At 63.9% G+C, this 16,339-nt stretch carries 15 protein-coding genes; 8 read left to right on the top strand and 7 right to left on the bottom strand.

The genetic code is table 11. From position 1 onward, the window contains the following. Positions 1 to 69 precede the first annotated feature (69 nt). From ACKWRH_RS16145 to ACKWRH_RS16130, 4 genes are all read left to right on the top strand, one after another. Positions 70 to 2,229: a thiamine pyrophosphate-dependent enzyme gene (locus ACKWRH_RS16145; RefSeq protein ID WP_445221372.1), complete on the top strand. Its 2,160-nt coding sequence runs from the start codon at positions 70 to 72 to the stop codon at positions 2,227 to 2,229. Continuing rightward, complete coding sequence (locus ACKWRH_RS16140; protein ID WP_445221371.1) at positions 2,226 to 3,791, top strand: indolepyruvate oxidoreductase subunit beta family protein; 1,566 nt, start codon at positions 2,226 to 2,228, stop codon at positions 3,789 to 3,791. Before ACKWRH_RS16145 ends, ACKWRH_RS16140 begins: the two co-directional genes overlap by 4 nt. 155 nt (positions 3,792 to 3,946) lie before the next feature. Further along, on the top strand, positions 3,947 to 4,441 hold the full coding sequence (locus tag ACKWRH_RS16135; protein WP_445221370.1) for a MarR family winged helix-turn-helix transcriptional regulator: 495 nt from the start codon (positions 3,947 to 3,949) through the stop codon (positions 4,439 to 4,441). Beyond that, positions 4,441 to 4,923 (top strand): MarR family winged helix-turn-helix transcriptional regulator, encoded by a 483-nt coding sequence (locus ACKWRH_RS16130; protein ID WP_063984247.1) that lies wholly within the window; start codon positions 4,441 to 4,443, stop codon positions 4,921 to 4,923. The genes ACKWRH_RS16135 and ACKWRH_RS16130 overlap by 1 nt, the downstream gene beginning before the upstream one ends. Positions 4,924 to 5,005: 82 nt before the next feature. Here ACKWRH_RS16130 and ACKWRH_RS16125 read toward each other — a convergent pair whose 3' ends face one another. Genes ACKWRH_RS16125 through ACKWRH_RS16105 form a run of 5 tightly spaced genes read right to left on the bottom strand, consistent with a single transcriptional unit; the run spans position 5,006 to position 10,142 of the window. Next, on the bottom strand, positions 5,006 to 5,734 hold the full coding sequence (locus ACKWRH_RS16125; protein ID WP_445221369.1) for an SDR family NAD(P)-dependent oxidoreductase: 729 nt from the start codon (positions 5,732 to 5,734) through the stop codon (positions 5,006 to 5,008). A gap of 2 nt (positions 5,735 to 5,736) precedes the next feature. Beyond that, positions 5,737 to 7,353, bottom strand: a complete 1,617-nt coding sequence (locus ACKWRH_RS16120) for an ATP-dependent acyl-CoA ligase (protein ID WP_445221368.1) — start codon at positions 7,351 to 7,353, stop codon at positions 5,737 to 5,739. Positions 7,354 to 7,360: 7 nt separating this feature from the next. Continuing rightward, entirely contained in the window at positions 7,361 to 7,837 is a 477-nt protein-coding gene (locus tag ACKWRH_RS16115; protein WP_014496307.1) for an aromatic-ring-hydroxylating dioxygenase subunit beta, read from the bottom strand. Then, positions 7,834 to 9,174 (bottom strand): Rieske 2Fe-2S domain-containing protein, encoded by a 1,341-nt coding sequence (locus tag ACKWRH_RS16110; protein WP_445221367.1) that lies wholly within the window; start codon positions 9,172 to 9,174, stop codon positions 7,834 to 7,836. The genes ACKWRH_RS16115 and ACKWRH_RS16110 overlap by 4 nt, the downstream gene beginning before the upstream one ends. Before the next feature lie 17 nt (positions 9,175 to 9,191). After that, positions 9,192 to 10,142, bottom strand: coding sequence for a PDR/VanB family oxidoreductase (locus tag ACKWRH_RS16105; protein WP_445221366.1), 951 nt, complete (start codon positions 10,140 to 10,142; stop codon positions 9,192 to 9,194). A gap of 450 nt (positions 10,143 to 10,592) precedes the next feature. Here ACKWRH_RS16105 and ACKWRH_RS16100 point away from each other — a divergent pair, with 450 nt between their 5' ends. Further along, positions 10,593 to 11,516, top strand: coding sequence for a catalase (locus ACKWRH_RS16100; protein ID WP_445221365.1), 924 nt, complete (start codon positions 10,593 to 10,595; stop codon positions 11,514 to 11,516). A gap of 8 nt (positions 11,517 to 11,524) precedes the next feature. Here the strand turns inward: ACKWRH_RS16100 and ACKWRH_RS16095 are convergent, their stop codons facing one another. Continuing rightward, on the bottom strand, positions 11,525 to 12,454 hold the full coding sequence (locus ACKWRH_RS16095) for a helix-turn-helix domain-containing protein (protein WP_445221364.1): 930 nt from the start codon (positions 12,452 to 12,454) through the stop codon (positions 11,525 to 11,527). A 448-nt stretch (positions 12,455 to 12,902) separates the two neighbouring features. Between ACKWRH_RS16095 and ACKWRH_RS16090 the strand changes: the two genes are divergently transcribed. The 3 genes from ACKWRH_RS16090 (at position 12,903) to ACKWRH_RS16080 (ending at position 15,254) form a co-directional block, all read left to right on the top strand. Next, entirely contained in the window at positions 12,903 to 13,856 is a 954-nt protein-coding gene (locus ACKWRH_RS16090) for a helix-turn-helix domain-containing protein (RefSeq protein WP_445221363.1), read from the top strand. Between the two features lie 52 nt (positions 13,857 to 13,908). Then, on the top strand, positions 13,909 to 14,859 hold the full coding sequence (locus ACKWRH_RS16085; RefSeq protein ID WP_445221362.1) for a helix-turn-helix transcriptional regulator: 951 nt from the start codon (positions 13,909 to 13,911) through the stop codon (positions 14,857 to 14,859). Between the two features lie 101 nt (positions 14,860 to 14,960). Further along, the gene (locus tag ACKWRH_RS16080) at positions 14,961 to 15,254 is read left to right on the top strand and encodes a hypothetical protein (RefSeq protein WP_445221361.1); all 294 of its coding nucleotides are present in this window, start codon (positions 14,961 to 14,963) and stop codon (positions 15,252 to 15,254) included. Positions 15,255 to 15,412: 158 nt separating this feature from the next. On the opposite strand, the gene ACKWRH_RS16075 is transcribed toward ACKWRH_RS16080, so the two are convergent. Further along, a complete protein-coding gene (locus ACKWRH_RS16075) occupies positions 15,413 to 16,279 on the bottom strand; it encodes a PhzF family phenazine biosynthesis protein (protein ID WP_445221360.1) in 867 nt (288 codons plus the stop codon). Between the last annotated feature and the right edge of the window lie 60 nt (positions 16,280 to 16,339).

Here is a 16,339-nt window from a genome sequence, read left to right as displayed (position 1 = left end):
GATAGCATGGCGCGGCGTTGACTTACTTCACATGTAAACGTATGCTATCGCATATTTCTGGAGGGTGCAATGGCTGAACGGTCTTTTGCTCGCGAAGTCGAGGATCTCCGGCTCGGCGATGGCGATACGTTCCGCGGCGAAGGCATCCTCGCCATCACCAAGGCGCTGCTGCAATCCGGCGTCGCCTATGTCGGCGGCTACCAGGGCTCACCGATCTCGCACCTGATGGACGTGCTCGCCGACGCCAAGGACGTGCTCGACGATCTCGGCGTCGTGTTCCAGAGCTCCGCCAACGAAGCGGCCGCGGCGGCGATGCTGTCGGCCTCGGTGATGTATCCCCTGCGCGGCGCGGTCGCGTGGAAGTCGACGGTCGGCACCAACGTCGCCTCCGACGCGCTCGCCAATCTCGCCTCGGGCGGCGTCACCGGCGGCACCATGATCATCGTCGGCGAGGACTACGGCGAAGGCTCCTCCATCATGCAGGAGCGGACCCACGCCTTCGCGATGAAATCGCAGATGTGGCTGCTGGACCCGCGCCCCGATCATGAATGCATCGTCAATCTGATCGAGAAGGGCTTTGAGCTCTCGGAATTCTCGAACACGCCCGTGATGCTCGAGGTTCGCGTCCGCGCCTGCCACATGCACGGCAGCTTCGCCTGCAAGGACAACGTCAAGCCGGCGCACACCATTAAGGATGCGCTCAACAACCCCAGGCGCGACGTCAACCGCATCGTGCTGCCGCCGGCGGCCTATGAGCACGAGCAGGAGAAGATCAAGACGCGGATGCCCGCCGCGATCGGCTTCATCCGGGACAACAAGCTGAATGAATGGATGGGGCCGAAGCAGGGCAAGGTCGGCATCATCATGCAGGGCGGCATGTACAACAACGTGATCCGCGCGCTTCAATATCTCGGGCTGTCGGATGCCTACGGCAACACGCAGGTCCCGCTCTACGTCATGAACGTCACCTACCCCGTGATCGACACCGAGGTCGCGGAGTTCTGCGTCGACAAGGACGCCGTCCTGATCGTCGAGGAAGGCCAGCCGGAATATCTGGAGCAGGCGATCAACACCGTGCTGCGCCGCAGGGACATCCAGGCGCGCATCCATGGCAAGGACGTGCTGCCGATGGGCGGCGACTACACCGCGCAGGTTCTGCTCGGCGGCGTCAGGGACTTCCTGGAGAAGACCGAGCCGCGGCTGCTCGGCAACCGGCCGCCGGCGCCGGACGCCGTTCCCGTGCTCAATCACCCCGCAGTCGAGAAGCTGAAGCAGGTCGTGCCGGCGCGCCCGCCCGGGCTCTGCACCGGCTGCCCGGAGCGGCCGATCTTCGCCGCCATGAAGCTCGTCGAGGAGGAGCTCGGCCAGCATCATGTCTCGGCCGACATCGGCTGCCATCTGTTCTCGATCCTGCCGCCCTTCAATATCGGCGCGACCACCATGGGCTTCGGCCTTGGCCCGGCCTCGACCTCGGCCTTCAACGTCAAGGCCGACAAACGCTCGATCGCGGTGATGGGCGACGGCGGCTTCTGGCACAACGGACTGACCAGCGGCATCGGCAATGCCGTGTTCAACAAGCACGACGGCGTTTTCGTCATCGTCGACAATTACTACACCTCGGCGACCGGCGGTCAGGACATCCTTTCCTCGCGCGCGACCAACAAGCGGCGCGACACCAACAATTCGATCGTCAAGGCCGTGAAGGGCATCGGCGGCCAGTGGGTGCGTCAGCTCGACCGCACCTATGATGTCGGCAAGATGCGTGACACGCTGAAGGAAGCGCTGACGACCAAGGAGGAAGGCCCCAAGGTCATCGTCGCGTCCTCCGAATGCATGCTGAACAAGCAGCGCCGCGTGAAGCCGCAGATGAACAAGGCGATCAAGGACGGAGTGCGCATCGTCAAGGAACGCTTCGGCGTCGATGAGGACGTGTGCACCGGCGACCATGCGTGCATTCGGCTCTCGGGCTGCCCGTCGCTGTCGGTGAAGCAGCTGGACGACCCCTTGCGCGACGACCCCGTTGCGGCGATCGACAATTCCTGCGTCGGCTGCGGCAATTGCGGCGAGGTCTCCGAGGCCGCCGTGCTCTGTCCCTCGTTCTATCGCGCGGACGTCATTCACAATCCGACCGGCTGGGACAGGTTCAAATCCAAGATAGCGATGGCCGTGATCGGCTGGTTGCAACGGCGGCGTGATCGCCGGCGTCCGGCGCTCGAGGCGTTGGCATGAGAGACGAGACGGTCCGGCTGGCCCTCCCCGCCGGCGGCGAGGCAACCGAGCGGCCGATCTCCATCGCGATCGTCGCGATGGGTGGCCAGGGTGGCGGCGTGCTGACCGACTGGATCGTTCAGCTGGCCGAGAACCATGGCTGGGTCGCGCAATCGACCTCGGTGCCCGGCGTCGCCCAGCGCACCGGCGCCACGATCTACTATATCGAGACGATGCCGCCGCTCGACGGCCGCAAGCCGATCCTGTCGTTGATGCCGACGCCCGGCGACGTCGACGTGGTGATGGCGGCGGAGTTCATGGAGGCCGGCCGATCGATCCTGCGCGGCCTCGTGACGCCGGATCGCACCACGTTGATCGCGTCGAACCACCGGTCGTTTGCGATCGGCGAGAAGATCGCACCGGGCAACGGCATCGCCGACGGCGGCGCCGTCACCGGCGCCATCGGGGTTGCCGCCAAGACCGAGATCATCTTCGATCTGAACGCGCTGGCGATCGCGCATGGCAGCGTCATCTCGGCCGCGATGTTCGGTGCGCTCGCGGCGGCCGGTGTGCTGCCGTTCAGCCGCGATAGCTATCTCGATGTGATCCGCGCAGGTGGGAAAGGCGCCAAGGCTAGCGTGGAGACGTTTGAGGCCGCGTTTGACCGGGTCAAGACCGGTCCTGCCGACGCCGCTGCGCCTGCGCAAGCCAAACAGGCCGATCACGTCCCCTCTCCCGCAATGCCCGATCCAGATCTTGCCCGGCTCATCGCCAGATTGAAGCAGGAGCTGCCCGAGCCTGCGCTCACCATGGCCCGCGCGGGCCTCAGGAAGGTCGTCGACTTCCAGGACGTCGCCTATGGCGCCGAGTATCTCGACATTCTCAGGACGCTGCACACGGCCGACAGAAGCGCCGGCGGTGGTGCGCGCGCCTATGCCTTCACGGAGGTGGCGGCGAAGTATCTCGCCAACGCCATGACCTATGACGACGTCATCCGCGTGGCCGACCTGAAGACACGCGCCGGTCGCCGCGCGCGCATCGAGAGCGAGCTCGAGATGTCCGAGGGACAGGTGCTCCAGACCACCGAGTTCATGCATCCGCGCATGGAGGAGGTCATGGGCGTGCTGCCCGCGGGCTTCAGCCGCTGGCTCGGCGCGCGGCCGCGCCTCCTCGGCTGGCTCGATCGCCGCGTCAACCGGGGACGCCGGGTGCGGACCTACTCGCTGCCCTGGTTCCTGACGCTCTACGTCGTGGCCGGGCTACGCGGCCTGCGACGCCGCTCGCTGCGTCACGCCGTCGAGACCGCGCATCGGGACGGATGGCTCAAGGCCGCAACCGACGCGGTCGCCGCCAACTACCAGCTCGGTGTCGAGATCCTGCAATGCCGACGCCTCGTGAAGGGCTATTCCGATACCCACAGCCGCGGGCTGTCGAAATTCGACAGGACACTGGCGGCGATCAAGCTGGTCGAACGACGCGAGGATGCCGCCGATTGGGCGCGCCGCCTGCGGGAGGCCGCGCTGAAGGACAGCGCCGGCAAGGAGCTCGACGGCGTGATCCAGACCATCAAGACTTTTGCATGATTCCATCGGAGGGCGACGCGGGAGTGGATTGCCGTTCGACCCACAAGACGTCAGGATCAGGCGACTTGACTACGATTCTCAAATTGTTAATCGGAGCGAAAGACCCGCGATAATCCCTCCAATCGACGAGACACCTTGTACTCGATGGTCATGCAATGCCGGCAGCACTCAAAGAGAACATTGTTCCCGTCCCTGGGCAGATCGAAACCCGGCTCTGGCTCCAATTGCTGTCGCTGCATGGCGAGCTGTTCGCGTCCCTGAATTCGATGCTGAACTCCGAGTTCGGCCTGTCGCTCGCAAAATTCGACGTGCTGGCCCAGCTCGATCGCTACCGGGATGGCCTCGCGCTCGGGCAGCTGTCGCAAAATCTGAAAGTCACCGGCGGCAATGTCTCGGGGCTGGTGCAGCGCCTTCTCGCGGACGACCTCATCAGCAGGGAAATGTCGAGCGAGGACCGGCGGTCCTTCATCGTGCGCCTGACGCCGAAGGGCGAGGCGCTGTTCAGGAGAGCAGCCGATGTTCACAAGAAGCATCTCGGCAAACGGCTCGAGAATGTTTCGGCCCGGGAGCTGGACGGTGCGCTGTCCGTACTGAAATCCCTTTCTTCAAAACTTCATACCGAGAGCAAGAAGCAAAGTCGCAAGAGATAATGGCCAGAGAATCCAAGAGCAGATGGAAGTCGGGTCCGCCGAGGACGAGGGACCAGCTGCAAACCTACATCCCGTATCTGTTCAACCGGCTCGCCAATCGCTGGAATCTCGATCAGAACCGCGACCTGAGCGACCACGGCATCAACAATGTCGTGTTCCGGACGCTGTCGGTCCTGTTCATCTACAAGACCCTCACCGTCAACGAGGTCGCCGTTCTCGCGGTGACCGAGCAATCCACCGCGAGCCGCATGGTCGAGTCCATGGTGTCATCGGGCCTCGTCAAGCGCGAGATCGCGGAGGAAGACCAGCGCCGCCGCGTCGTGGGTCTGACGCCGGACGGCGAGGCGCTGCTGCGCAAGATCTGGCCGATCATGGCGAGCAACTACGACAAGCTGATCGAAGGCATCGAGCCCGACGACATCGAGGTCTGCGCGCGCGTGCTGGCCAAGATGGTCGAGAATATCCGCCAGAACCAGATCTGACTCTGTTTGTTTGGAGCATGATCTTTTCGGAAAACCGCTTCACACTTTGCGCTAACGCGGCCCTTCGGGTCTGGATCATGCTCTACGGCCCAAGGCCGACCAGGCTGGTGCCGCCGCAGACATAGAGCACCTGGCCGGTAACGAAGTCCGAGCGCTCGTCGAGGAAGAAACTGATCGCGTGCGCGACATCCTCGCGCGAGCCGAGCCGCCCGACCGGCACGTTGCGCGCCATCCGCTCCTGCTGCTCGGAGCCCTTGGGAATGATGCCCCAGAAATTGTCGGTCAGGATCGGCCCTGGTGCGACGACATTCACGGTGATACCGCTCGCGGCGAGCTCCAGCGCCCAGGTCCGCGCCATGCCATGCACGCCGGCCTTGGTCGCGGAATAGGCCGACCGCGTCGCAGCGCCCATCGCGGCCCGCGAGCTGACGAACACGATGCGGCCGAAGCGGCGCGCACGCATCCCCTCCAGCGCCGCCTGGGTCAGCAGCATCGGCGCGCCCAGGTGCAGCTGCGCCAGCATCAAAATGTCTTCCGGCTTCGCATCGGGCAGCAGGTTCGGCAGGATCACGCCGGCATTGTGCACGAGGCGATCGACGGCGTGATCGCGGCAGATCTCCTGCGCGATCGCGCGTGTCTCCTCAATATCGGCGAGATCAGCGCGATAGGCCGCGAGCAGATCATGCGTCCAGTCCGGCTTCTCCAGCCCGACCGAGACCACGCGCTGCCCGCTCTCGACAAGCTTCTTCGCCAGCGCCTCGCCGATCCCCGAATTGCCGCCGGTGATGAGTGTGGTGCGGATCTTGCTCATGATCAAACCTGCCGCCGCTTGAGGTCGCGAAGGTCAAAGAACGCACCGTCAGACATTAGCCTGGCGACGAAGTCCTTCAGGCCGCCGCGCTGGATCTTCTCCGTCGCAGTCAGCGGCAGGCTGTCGACGAAACAGATCCAGCCCGGCGCCTTGTAATAGGCCATCTGCTCCAGGCTCCAGCGCACGATCTCGTCGGCGAGCGCGCGGTCGGCACCGGCCTCCTCGGCGATGATGACCGCCGCAACCTCGTCGCCGCGCACCTGATCGGGCGTCGCGGCGACCGCGGCCTGCCGGATCGCAGGATGGCGGTTGAGGACGGACTCGACCTCGACTGCGGCAATGTTCTCGCCGGAACGGCGGATCACGTTCTTCTTGCGGTCGACGAAATGGAGGTCGCCGTCCGCATCGCGCGACACGATATCGCCGGTGTGCAGCCACCCGCCGGCCCACGCCTCGGCGGTGGCGGGCTCGTTCTTCAGGTACTCACGGAAGAAACCGTAACGCGGGTCCGCGCCTGCGCGCCGCACCAGGAGCTCGCCCGGCGTCCCGACCGGCGCGTCGTTGCCGCTCTCGTCGACGATACGAATGTCGACCTCGGGGGCCGGGCGTCCGAAACAGCTCGTGCCGATCTTGCGCGGCTCGACATTGGCGGCGATGACGCCGCCGCTTCCCGTCTCGGTCATCGCCCAGGCCTCCAGCAGCGGAAAGCCGAAGCGCTCCTCGAACGGCGCATGCAGGAGCTTGTCGACGCCGGCGCCGAAGCCGAAGCGTACGGTGTGCGCGCGATCCTGCTCCGATTGCGGCGCACTCATCAGCATCGAGGGCATCACGCCGAGATAGTGCAGACAGGTCGCGCGGCTGTCACGGACGGACGCCCACCAGGTGCGCGGATGGAAGCGATCGAGCATGGTGAGGCTGCCGCCGACCGACAGCATCGCCATCAGCGACACCGCCATCGCATTCATGTGAAACAGCGGCAGCGGCGTGATCATGCGCTCACAGTCGGGCTTGAGATCGATCAGCTCGCCGACATCGCGATACCAGTTTCCGGAATGCAGGAAATATGTGTTGGTGAGCACGCAGCCCTTGGGCTGTCCCGTGGTTCCAGACGTGTAAAGCAGCGCGCATTCGCTCGCCTCGTTTCCAGCGGTCGAAGGCCGCGCAGCTCCGAAGGGTACGGGAACGTCGTCCTGATCAGTCACGACCGGGATCGGCCGGCCGGCCTGGCGCGCCGCGGTCTCGACCTCGTCGCGCCGCTCGGCGAGGACGAACGCCGCATTCATCTCGGAATGCGCAATGATGTATTCGAGCTCGCTGAGCCGCAAATCGGGATTGATCGGCACCACGGAGACGCCGAGCCCGTTGAACGCGAACCACAGCTCGACGAACACCGGCCGGTTCTGGAGCAGCAGCCCGACCCTGTGGCCCTCGCCATAGCCACGGCTTGCAAAGGCCGAGCGCCAGCGCTCGACCCGATCGAGCATGGCCCGGTAGGAAATCTCGCCTGCCGCGATGCCATAGATATCGGCGGTCTCCGGCAGCACATTGAGGAAGCCTGCCTCCTCCCGGCGAAGGGCGGTCTCGCGAAAGCGGGCGTAGACTGTGGTCGCAGCGGTCAAGGCGTACTCACATGAAAAGCTGGATGTTGCCGAACGGCGCGTCGAAATTGACGAGATCGACCCGCTTGAGCTTGATCTTCAGGGCATCGCCGACCTCTACGAATTCGTGCGACGCCCATCCCGAATAGCGCTCCAGCAGATCACCGCGGGTCTCGGTATAGATATAGGACGTTCGCGCCTTGTAGACGCCTGCAGCCGGGTCGCACGCCACGATCCGCGGTGCCTGGAGAAGATGATGGCAACGGCTCTTCGGCTTCTGGCTGAAGGTCCGCTCGCCGGCCAGCCGCTCGACGCGCACCTTCAGGAGCAGCAGATCCTCGTACATCAACGAGGGCTGGAGCACCGGATCCTGCTGCTGCCATTCGAGCGGCATCCAGTAGCGACCCTCCGGGTGAAACAGATCAAGCCAGGCCTGCCACTGCATCGTGTCGAGCAACTCGGCTTCCAGATAGATGAAGTCGGTGATGGCCTTCTCGTCGATCATTCCGCGGCCTCGACACGCTTGTCCATGTCCATGGTCATGAATTTCGCCCAGGCGTGGAACTGGTTTCGCATCTGCCGCTCGGACGTGCCGTTGATCACGACCGTGACGCCCTGCTCTTCATCGCTCTCGTAGAGCCGCCGCAGATTGACCCATTGATTGCCGTTGGACTTCAGCCCTTCCTGCGCCCGCTCGTACATTTCGAGATCGTCGTGCCCGACGATCGAGGTCGGCGCGTTGATGAAGCGGTTGTACATCAGCGCCCGCTCGTAGAGCTTGTCCGGCGCGCCGACCAGGCGATAGACCCAGCTTTCGACCAGCGTCTTGTCGACCGCAATCGGGATGAAATTGCGCAGGATCTGCACGGCGCCCTTGACCATGATGTTCGGGAAATACACGGTGTTGTGCCTGACCTCGCCGAGGATCTCGTGCGCCCGCTCCTCGCCATAGGCCGCGACCATCTGGCCGACATAGCCTTCGATGTCCGAATAGTTGGAATGGATGGAGTTGGCGACGCCGGTATGGCCATGGCCGTTCGGCCAGATCCTGATGCCGCTCTGCTCGTAGAACTCGTACGGGCTCATGAAGGGACCGTAGAGCTGCACCGCCATCGGTGTCTCCGTGGAGGAGCCCTGCTCGCGCTTCCAGACCTTGACCGCGGTGCCGGCCGAGCTCTCATGCGCCACCATCGGATGGCAGGTGTCGGTCTGGTTCTCGACCAGCATCTTCCAATTGCAGGTGTGCATGTAGCGGATCGGCGTCGCCTGGACTGCGAGCTTCCCCTCCGGCGAGCGGTCGACCATGTTGTCGATGGTCGAGAGGCTCTCGCCGAAATAATCCTCGAAGGACACGCCGTCGTCGCTCAGGCGGGCGAAGATGAAGTCGCGATAGATCACGACGTTCCTGACCTTCGACAGCCCCTCATTCGCTTGCGTGTCGCCAAAGCCGGTGCCCTCGTAGCCCTTCTTCAGGGGGATCGCGAGCAGCGAGCCGTCGGTCTTGAACGACCAGGCGTGATAGGGGCAGCGGAAGAACTTTCCGGTGTTGCCGCAGGGCTCGGAGGCGATCTTCACACCCTTGTGCGGACAGCGGTTGTAGAAGACGTGGATGGAGCCGTCGGTGTGGCGGCTCGCCAGCACCGGCTGACGGCCGATATTGGCGGTGATGAAATCGCCGGGCTTTCCCAACTGGCTCGCGTGCCCGACATAGATCCAGCTGTTCGGGAACAGGTGCTCCATCTCGAGCTCGAAGATCTCGGCGTCGACATAGACGTCGCGGTGCACCTCGGCCTCGCGCACCAGCGCCGCGATCGCGCCGGCATTCTGTCCGTATTTCGCCATGACGTCCCTCGCCTCCCCTAGAGATCCAGCACCAGACGTTCCGACTTCGCGCGTGACACGCAGATCTGCATGACCTTGTTGGACGCCCTCTCGTCGTCGCTGAGGATGACGTCGCGATGGTCGGGCACCCCTTCGATCACGCCGCACTGGCAGATGCCGCAATCGCCGCGCTGGCAGTCGTAGAGCACGTCGAGACCCGCGGCCTCCAGCGCCTGGATGATGGTCTGACCTGCCGCGACGCTGACGACCTGCCCGGTCGATTTGAGCTCGACCTCGAACGGCAAGTCGGGCGAGGACGATTGCTCGGCCTTGAAGAGTTCGTAGTGGATGCGGTCTGCCGGAATGCCCCTGCCGAGCGCAGCCGCCTTCACCGCTTCGATCATGCCGGCGGGGCCGCAGACGTAGATATGGGCGTTTGCGGCGACATCGCCGAGCGCCGCTGCAATGTCCAGACGGGACTCGTCGCTGTCGTAGTGAATGGATAGCCCCTTGGCGCATATCTCCTGCAGGTGCGGCAGGAACGCGAGCAGGCCTTGCGTGCGGCCCGCATAGTGCAAGCGATACGGGCTTCCTCGGGCCGCGAGATTCGCCGCCATCGACAGGATCGGCGTGACACCGATGCCGCCGGCGAACAGCAGCGCGGGCGCCGCTCCCTCATGCAGATGAAAATTGTTGACCGGCGCCGTTGCCTTCACGACATCGCCGATCTTCAGCGCGTGCATGAACTGCGAGCCGCCGGTCGAAACCTCCTCGCGCAGCACCCCAAGCGCCAGCGTACCCTCGGGAAGGCCCGGCAAAGCCATCAGCGAGTACGGCCGGTCGCCTCCATTCGGGAGCGCTACGCGGACGTGTGCACCCGCCTGCCATCCTGGCGCGACGCCGTCCTCCACGCCAAACACAAGGCTCCGTATGAACGGCGTCTCCGCGGCATACGATCTGACCTTGAGCTTGAGCGGATGCGTGTCCATTCAGGCATCTCATGAATTATATGGATTTGCATATTTTTAGACATGTAATAATTGGCTGTCAATCGTCGGCGCCCGCTCAGGCTCGGATTGCAGTCCGAGGCACGTCTCATTGGTGCAGGACGGTTGGCACTGCCCCCCTCCGAGGTTGCCCACGCCTCAGCGGATGACGGATCACTCCGAAGAACGACCGGCCGTGCTTTCAATGGACTTTGCTGCCCGTGCACACGCCGCCTTAGCACCCGCCCCGATCCATCATGGGCCGTGGAAAGTTTTTAACTCAAGCCATTAATTTTGCTGAGATATTCCATCGCCGGCGATCCGCCGACGCCGCGTTCAGTGCCTTGGACCGCGCAAGATGACAGCAATCGCGCTGCAAGCACAGCAATCGCTCTGGAGCGGCGAAGCATCCACGCCGCTAACGGTTGAGGGTAGCAAATCCAAGACCAAGCCATGTCCCTGTTCCCGAGCGGCACCGCCACCCCCGCCTCCATTGTCGAGGCTCAGAAAGCCGTTCTGGGCAATCCACCCAAGGCACGCGCGAGCTTTGCCAAAGGCCGCTGCGTCCGCGGGACCTACATCCCTTCGGATCGGGCCGACGAGGTCACGAAGTCGCGGAGCTTCACAACACCATCGCGCGTGCTGGCGCGCTTTTCGGTGGACGGCGGTCCTCGCGAATCCGAGACCAAGGATCTCACACTGCGCGGCTTCAGCTTCAGGCTCGGCAACGACGAGCATCGCTCCGACATCCTCACACAGAGCGCTCCGGTTCATTATGCGAGGACGCTCGATCAAATGCTGGCATTCCTCACCTCGCGCATGCCTGGTCGCGACGGCAGGCCGGACCTGGAGAAGATCAAGACCTTCTCCACCGCCAATCCCGAAACGCTGCGTCAGGCGAACTACATCGCCGCGCATCCGCCTCCCCCAAGTTTTGCCGGCACGACCTACTGGGCCGTCCATGCCTTCCCCGCAACGAATTCGAAGGGCGAGACGCAGTTCATCAAATTCAAGGTCGTCCCGGTCGGCGGCGAGCTTGCGACGATCGAGGGCAAGGCCAGGACGATCTCGGCCGACGTCCTGCACGACGATCTCAAAGCAAGGATCGCGACGCGCGATATCCGGTTCAGCCTGATGGCGCTGCTCGGCCGTCCCGATGACCCGACGCAGGATGTCACGATCCGGTGGCCGGATGAGGACAGCCGGGAAGCCGTACGGCTCGGAACGATCGTGATCACCGCGATCGAAGCGGACGAGACGTGTGATACCTCCGGCTTCGATCCGGCGAATCTTGCGGAGGGCATCGGTTATCCGCCGGATGAGATCTTCGCGGCGCGCCGCGCCGCCTACGCCAATTCACTGGCGCAGCGCCGCTGATCGGACGATCACGTCTCGCTGTCCCTGATGCCAAGCGCTTCGCGGCGCCATGCCGCCGGGCTGACGCCCACCTGCGCCGAGAACACCTTCGTCAAATGGCTTTGATTGGCGAACCCGACCGAGATCGCAATCTCGGACAGCGGCAGGTCGCGCAGGGTCATCAACTGCTTTGCCGCCTTGACACGCTGGCGGAGCAGCCACTGGTGAGGCGGAAGGCCGGTCGAGATTCGAAACGCGCGGGAAAAATGGCTCACCGAAAGATCGAACTCGGCCGCGATCTGTTGCAGTGAAAGCGTCCCACCAAGATCCGAGTCGAGCCTTTCGCAGGCTCGCCGCACCTGCCATGGGGAAAGACCACCCCGAGCCGCATCCGCGACGCGCTGCGATCCGCCATAGGTCTGGGCAATGTGGGCCGTGAACGCGAGCATCATGTGGTCGATGAAGAGCTGGTTGGCCTCCGCCGGGCGACGCAGTCCTTCCAACATCAGGGCGCCGACATGGCGCATGATGGCGTCGTCATGGCCGAAACCATACCGGCACGCGAGGTCGCCAATGGGCGGCGTGCGAGCTTCTCGCGCGATTCCGTCGAGCGTCAGACGGGGAAGATAGAAATGGATGGAATGGAACGGCTTATCGATGACGAAGCGCGGATCGTGCCGGAGATCGTACAGATATGTCGTACCGGCCCTGACGTCCGTCTTCGTGAAGCACTTGCCGTGCTCCCAGAGCTCGCAGTTAGGATAATCCTGCAGCTTCAGGCTGACGAGATAGGCGTCGTCGGCAAGCGAGCCGGAAAGCCCCTCGACCGGCTCACTGTTCAGGGTTTCGGTGACCGCAACGTCGACGCCTCGCCGCGACCGCGTGATCAGCGAAGGCGGTGCATCCGCCAGGCTCAACTGCCGCTTGACCCTCTGTCCGAAGGTGCCCGCCAGTGCCATTCGATCGACCCATCCGTGGAATTCTGACCAGGCAACCCATCTGACTGCCGTCGCCCTGGAGGTCGGTAGCATTATCCGCTTCGGAGTGCGGCGGTCCAGTTGCGTCGCGGAGTGATTTGCGATTGCGACGGGCCGCCGCCTCGATTGCGGCAAAGCCATTTTCAGAAGCGATTTCAATATCTAATGCGCAAATCGTGAGCTTGATTCTCCGCAGTCGTCCGGGGACCGCCGATCACAAGATGTCGCGTCCGAGCGCTTTGAGCAGAATCAGGACAAGCACCGCGATTTCAGGAAAGACCCCGTAGTCCTACGTGGCTAGAAACCCACACCGAGAGTTCGCTGCGCGCTGCGGCACCAGTACGGGCGCAAAAGAAGCGATGGCTTCACGCCGGGCGCGCAAATCGCGCCCAGCGACGCGAGTGCAAGGCCCCTGAAACGAGCACCTCCAATGAGCAAACCGATCTCGCACAATTCTGCGCGTGAAAATCCTCCGGCCGCATCCGAGCCAAGCCAAGGCCAGTCGTCGACGACCGGGCGGCGCGCCGCTGATGCCGAGATGGCGCGCGTGCTCCACACCGAACCATTTCGCGTGGCATTGGACTCCTCCGGTGCCGGGATCGCCCACTGGAAACACGAACCGTTGCACGACGTCGTCGAGCCCATGAGCCACCACGTCATCATGGCCTACAACGGCGCGATGCAGCACATGGAGCGGCGGTCAGGACGGTCCGTTGCCATTGGGACGTTTCGTCGCGGGGTTGTGATCATCATTCCCGAAGGATCGAGCTCCCGATGGGATATTCCGAAGCCCGTCGACGTCGTTCAGCTTTATCTCCCTCACGCAACGCTGAAACGCGTCGCCGACGAAGCCGCGAGCGGCACATCGAGCGATCTCCTGGAACGAACGGCGCATCCTGATCCCATTACATCCCGGTTGATCCTGAGCGCGGTCAATACGCTGGAGAGCAATGGGGCCCTGGACACGCTGTTCAGGCATCAGTTGATCGACCTCTTGTCGATGCGTCTCCTGGTTGCCCATACCGGCTCGCGAGCCCCATTCCAGCCGACCATCGGTGGGCTTTCGCCCAAGGTCCTGGCCCGTGCCGTCGAACGCTTGCGCTCGGACAGCGATGCCGACGTCTCCCTCGATGCGCTCGCCTCCGATGCCGGTCTGTCGCGCTTCCATTTCTGCCGCGCATTCAAGGAAAGCACCGGGCTCTCGCCTCACGCCTGGCTGCGCCAATACCGGCTCGAGCAAGCCATGAACATGCTTCGCGATACCGACGCATCGATCGCCCTGGTCGCGGCAGAGCTTGGTTATGCCTCGCAAACGGCCTTCGCCGCGGCGTTCAAGCGATTGAACGGCGAAACGCCGAGCGATTGGCGACGACGCGTGCGTTAGCAGCAATCGCTCCGCAGGTCCCGAAGTGCCTTCCGAACGCGAGACTAACTCCATGGACAAGCCCATCCTGCACGATCCTTTGGGGGCTCTGCTTGCCGCACCCGGTGCGCGCCACAGCGACTCGCCGATCGTCGAGCGGCGGGCCGCCGATGTGGAGATGGCGCGCATCCTGAAGACCGCGCCGCTCCAGATGGCTTCGGACCCCTCCAATGGCGGCATCGCGCATTGGAAGCACGGCGCTCTGCACGACGTCGTCGAGCCCATGACCGACCACGTCATCATGACTTACCCCACAGGCGTTCAGCGCCTGGAGCGACGCGCCGGAAAATCGGTTGCGATTGGAACGGCCCGTTCCGGAGTCGTGACGATCATTCCGGCTGGTTCGAGCGCCAGATGGGATATTCCCGGTCCTGTCGATGTCGTCCAGCTGTATCTTCCGCACGCAACGCTCGAACGGGTCGCCCGCGAAGCCGACGCGCCGATTCCCGGTGATCTTCTGGAGCGAACCGGGCATCTCGACCCTGTCACATCCGGACTGCTGATGAGTGGGGCGGATGTGTTGGAGGGCAACGCGGTCCTGGACGCACTCTTCAGGCAGCGGCTGACCGACATCCTGGCCACGCGCATCCTGGCCGCGCACATCGGCGAGCCAACCGCCATCGAGCCGATCATAGGCGGGCTGGCTCCGCAAGCTCTGCGACGCGCGATCGAACGCTTGCGGTCGGACAGCGATTCCGACGTCTCTCTTGCGGCGCTCGCTTCGGACGCCGGCCTGTCTCGCTTCCACTTCTGTCGTGCTTTCAAGGAAAGCACCGGTCTTTCGCCGCATAGCTGGCTGCGCCAGCACCGGCTCGAGCAGGCCATGAACACCCTCCGCGACACCGACATCCCGATCGCCACGGTGGCGGCTGAGCTTGGCTATGCTTCTCAAACCGCCTTTGCCGCCGCGTTCAGGCGACTGACGGGAGAAACGCCGAGCGATTGGCGACGTCGCATGCGCTAAGCAGCAATCACTCTGCAGGCAGAGCAATCGCTCTGGCGCAACTGCAGGTCCGCTCCGCTAAATGATCAGGGTACCCTCGATCCAATAGACGGAGACGAATAATGACCTGGAAGAACTTCGTTAGTCCGGTCAAACTCGTGCCGCGACGAAGGATGGCCGCAAGCGCCATCATGTACGGACTTTCATTGGCCGTTCGCTTTACCGCGGCAACCGGCGAGGAAGTGGAAATACCGGCGCAGTCCGTACACAACGCGAGTCCGGTGATGTCCATCATCGACAGGGATGGCGGCCGGCTTCCGTACGCCGACTGGCGCCCGAACGCCATTGAGCCAATTCTCTTTCGTCACCGCTGGCCGCCGCTGATGGCTTCGATGCCAAGCTGCCCCTCTCCCTGAAAATTCGCGATCTCACTTCACGTCGCGGCCCGGCAACGACATCTAGTCGAGCAAGGCCTGCCTGGCCTCGCTCCAACTCTGCTTGTCAGGCGCGCAGCTCAGGCCGCCGGTCAGATTCTCCGGCCTGTATGGCTTGCCATCAACCAGCGACCCATGACTCAACCGGCAATCCTGCCATCCACGCACGTAACGCAAGCGCCGCCAACGCTGATCTCGCCGTCCGCCTCGATCGCCAAGGCGATGCGACCATCGCGCCCGACGCAGCGCCCCTGCGCCGCCATGTAGCTCGTCCCGGCCGCGAGGAGACCGCGGTCGCGATGGAACACGGCGATGGCGCCGTTTCCACTGCCGCATACCGGGTCCTCCTCGACGCCGCATGATGGTGCAAACGACCGCACCTCGATAGCCGCCTCGCCACCAGCATGACGGCCAAAAAGCGAGAGCCCCGTCACACCCAGCCGCTTCTCGAAGGCGGCCGAGCGCTGGAAGTCCGGGGTCAGTGCGAGAATCCTGTCTGCGTCGGCAAGTTGCGCGACGACCCAAACGGCCCCGACATCCACGATCGCGGGAGCCACCTCGCGAACGATCCGATGCCCGATGACAGCTTCCAATTCGTCGACGTCTTCGGCAGAAAGAGCCGTTACCTTCGCTGGCGGCAACGCGAGCGTCAGACGCCTCTCCGCGCCGTCGCCCTCCACGGCAATCCGCACCAGCCCGACACCGCATTCCTGGACGAGACGACCGCCCGGGGGCATCACGCGGCCCGCCTCCAACACGGCATGGGCGCTGCCGAGCGTCGGATGCCCGGCAAACGGCAGTTCGCTGCGGGGGGTAAAAATGCGCAGGCGGTAGTCCGCCTCGGAACTCGTGGGCGGCAAGAGAAATGTCGTTTCCGACAGGTTCGTCCAGCGGGCAATTGCCTGCATTTCGGCCGTCGCCAGCCCCTCGGCATCAAGGACGACTGCGACGGGATTTCCCAGGAAGGGTTTGAAGGAGAAGGCGTCGACAACTTTGTAGGCTCTCATGACTCTCGCTCTGCGGTTTGCCATCGCTGTGTTAACGCTTGACCTGCCCCGCTTGTAAAG

Source organism: Bradyrhizobium sp. Pa8 (genome assembly GCF_052588265.1).
Note: the sequence above shows the minus strand (reverse complement) of the source record. Positions and strands in the feature narration are given on the sequence as shown.

Bases quoted from the DNA above. Each gene is read 5' to 3' on its own strand.
- ACKWRH_RS16100 (WP_445221365.1), top strand. From the start codon at position 10,593: ATGTCCCTGTTCCCGAGCGGCACCGCCACCCCCGCCTCCATTGTCGAG.
- ACKWRH_RS16140 (WP_445221371.1), top strand. From the start codon at position 2,226: ATGAGAGACGAGACGGTCCGGCTGGCCCTCCCCGCCGGCGGCGAGGCA.
- ACKWRH_RS16085 (WP_445221362.1), top strand. From the start codon at position 13,909: ATGGACAAGCCCATCCTGCACGATCCTTTGGGGGCTCTGCTTGCCGCA.
- ACKWRH_RS16080 (WP_445221361.1), top strand. From the start codon at position 14,961: ATGACCTGGAAGAACTTCGTTAGTCCGGTCAAACTCGTGCCGCGACGA.
- ACKWRH_RS16105 (WP_445221366.1), bottom strand. From the start codon at position 10,142: ATGGACACGCATCCGCTCAAGCTCAAGGTCAGATCGTATGCCGCGGAG.
- ACKWRH_RS16090 (WP_445221363.1), top strand. From the start codon at position 12,903: ATGAGCAAACCGATCTCGCACAATTCTGCGCGTGAAAATCCTCCGGCC.
- ACKWRH_RS16075 (WP_445221360.1), bottom strand. From the start codon at position 16,279: ATGAGAGCCTACAAAGTTGTCGACGCCTTCTCCTTCAAACCCTTCCTG.
- ACKWRH_RS16130 (WP_063984247.1), top strand. From the start codon at position 4,441: ATGGCCAGAGAATCCAAGAGCAGATGGAAGTCGGGTCCGCCGAGGACG.
- ACKWRH_RS16135 (WP_445221370.1), top strand. From the start codon at position 3,947: ATGCCGGCAGCACTCAAAGAGAACATTGTTCCCGTCCCTGGGCAGATC.
- ACKWRH_RS16095 (WP_445221364.1), bottom strand. From the start codon at position 12,454: ATGGCACTGGCGGGCACCTTCGGACAGAGGGTCAAGCGGCAGTTGAGC.
- ACKWRH_RS16115 (WP_014496307.1), bottom strand. From the start codon at position 7,837: ATGATCGACGAGAAGGCCATCACCGACTTCATCTATCTGGAAGCCGAG.
- ACKWRH_RS16125 (WP_445221369.1), bottom strand. From the start codon at position 5,734: ATGAGCAAGATCCGCACCACACTCATCACCGGCGGCAATTCGGGGATC.
- ACKWRH_RS16110 (WP_445221367.1), bottom strand. From the start codon at position 9,174: ATGGCGAAATACGGACAGAATGCCGGCGCGATCGCGGCGCTGGTGCGC.
- ACKWRH_RS16145 (WP_445221372.1), top strand. From the start codon at position 70: ATGGCTGAACGGTCTTTTGCTCGCGAAGTCGAGGATCTCCGGCTCGGC.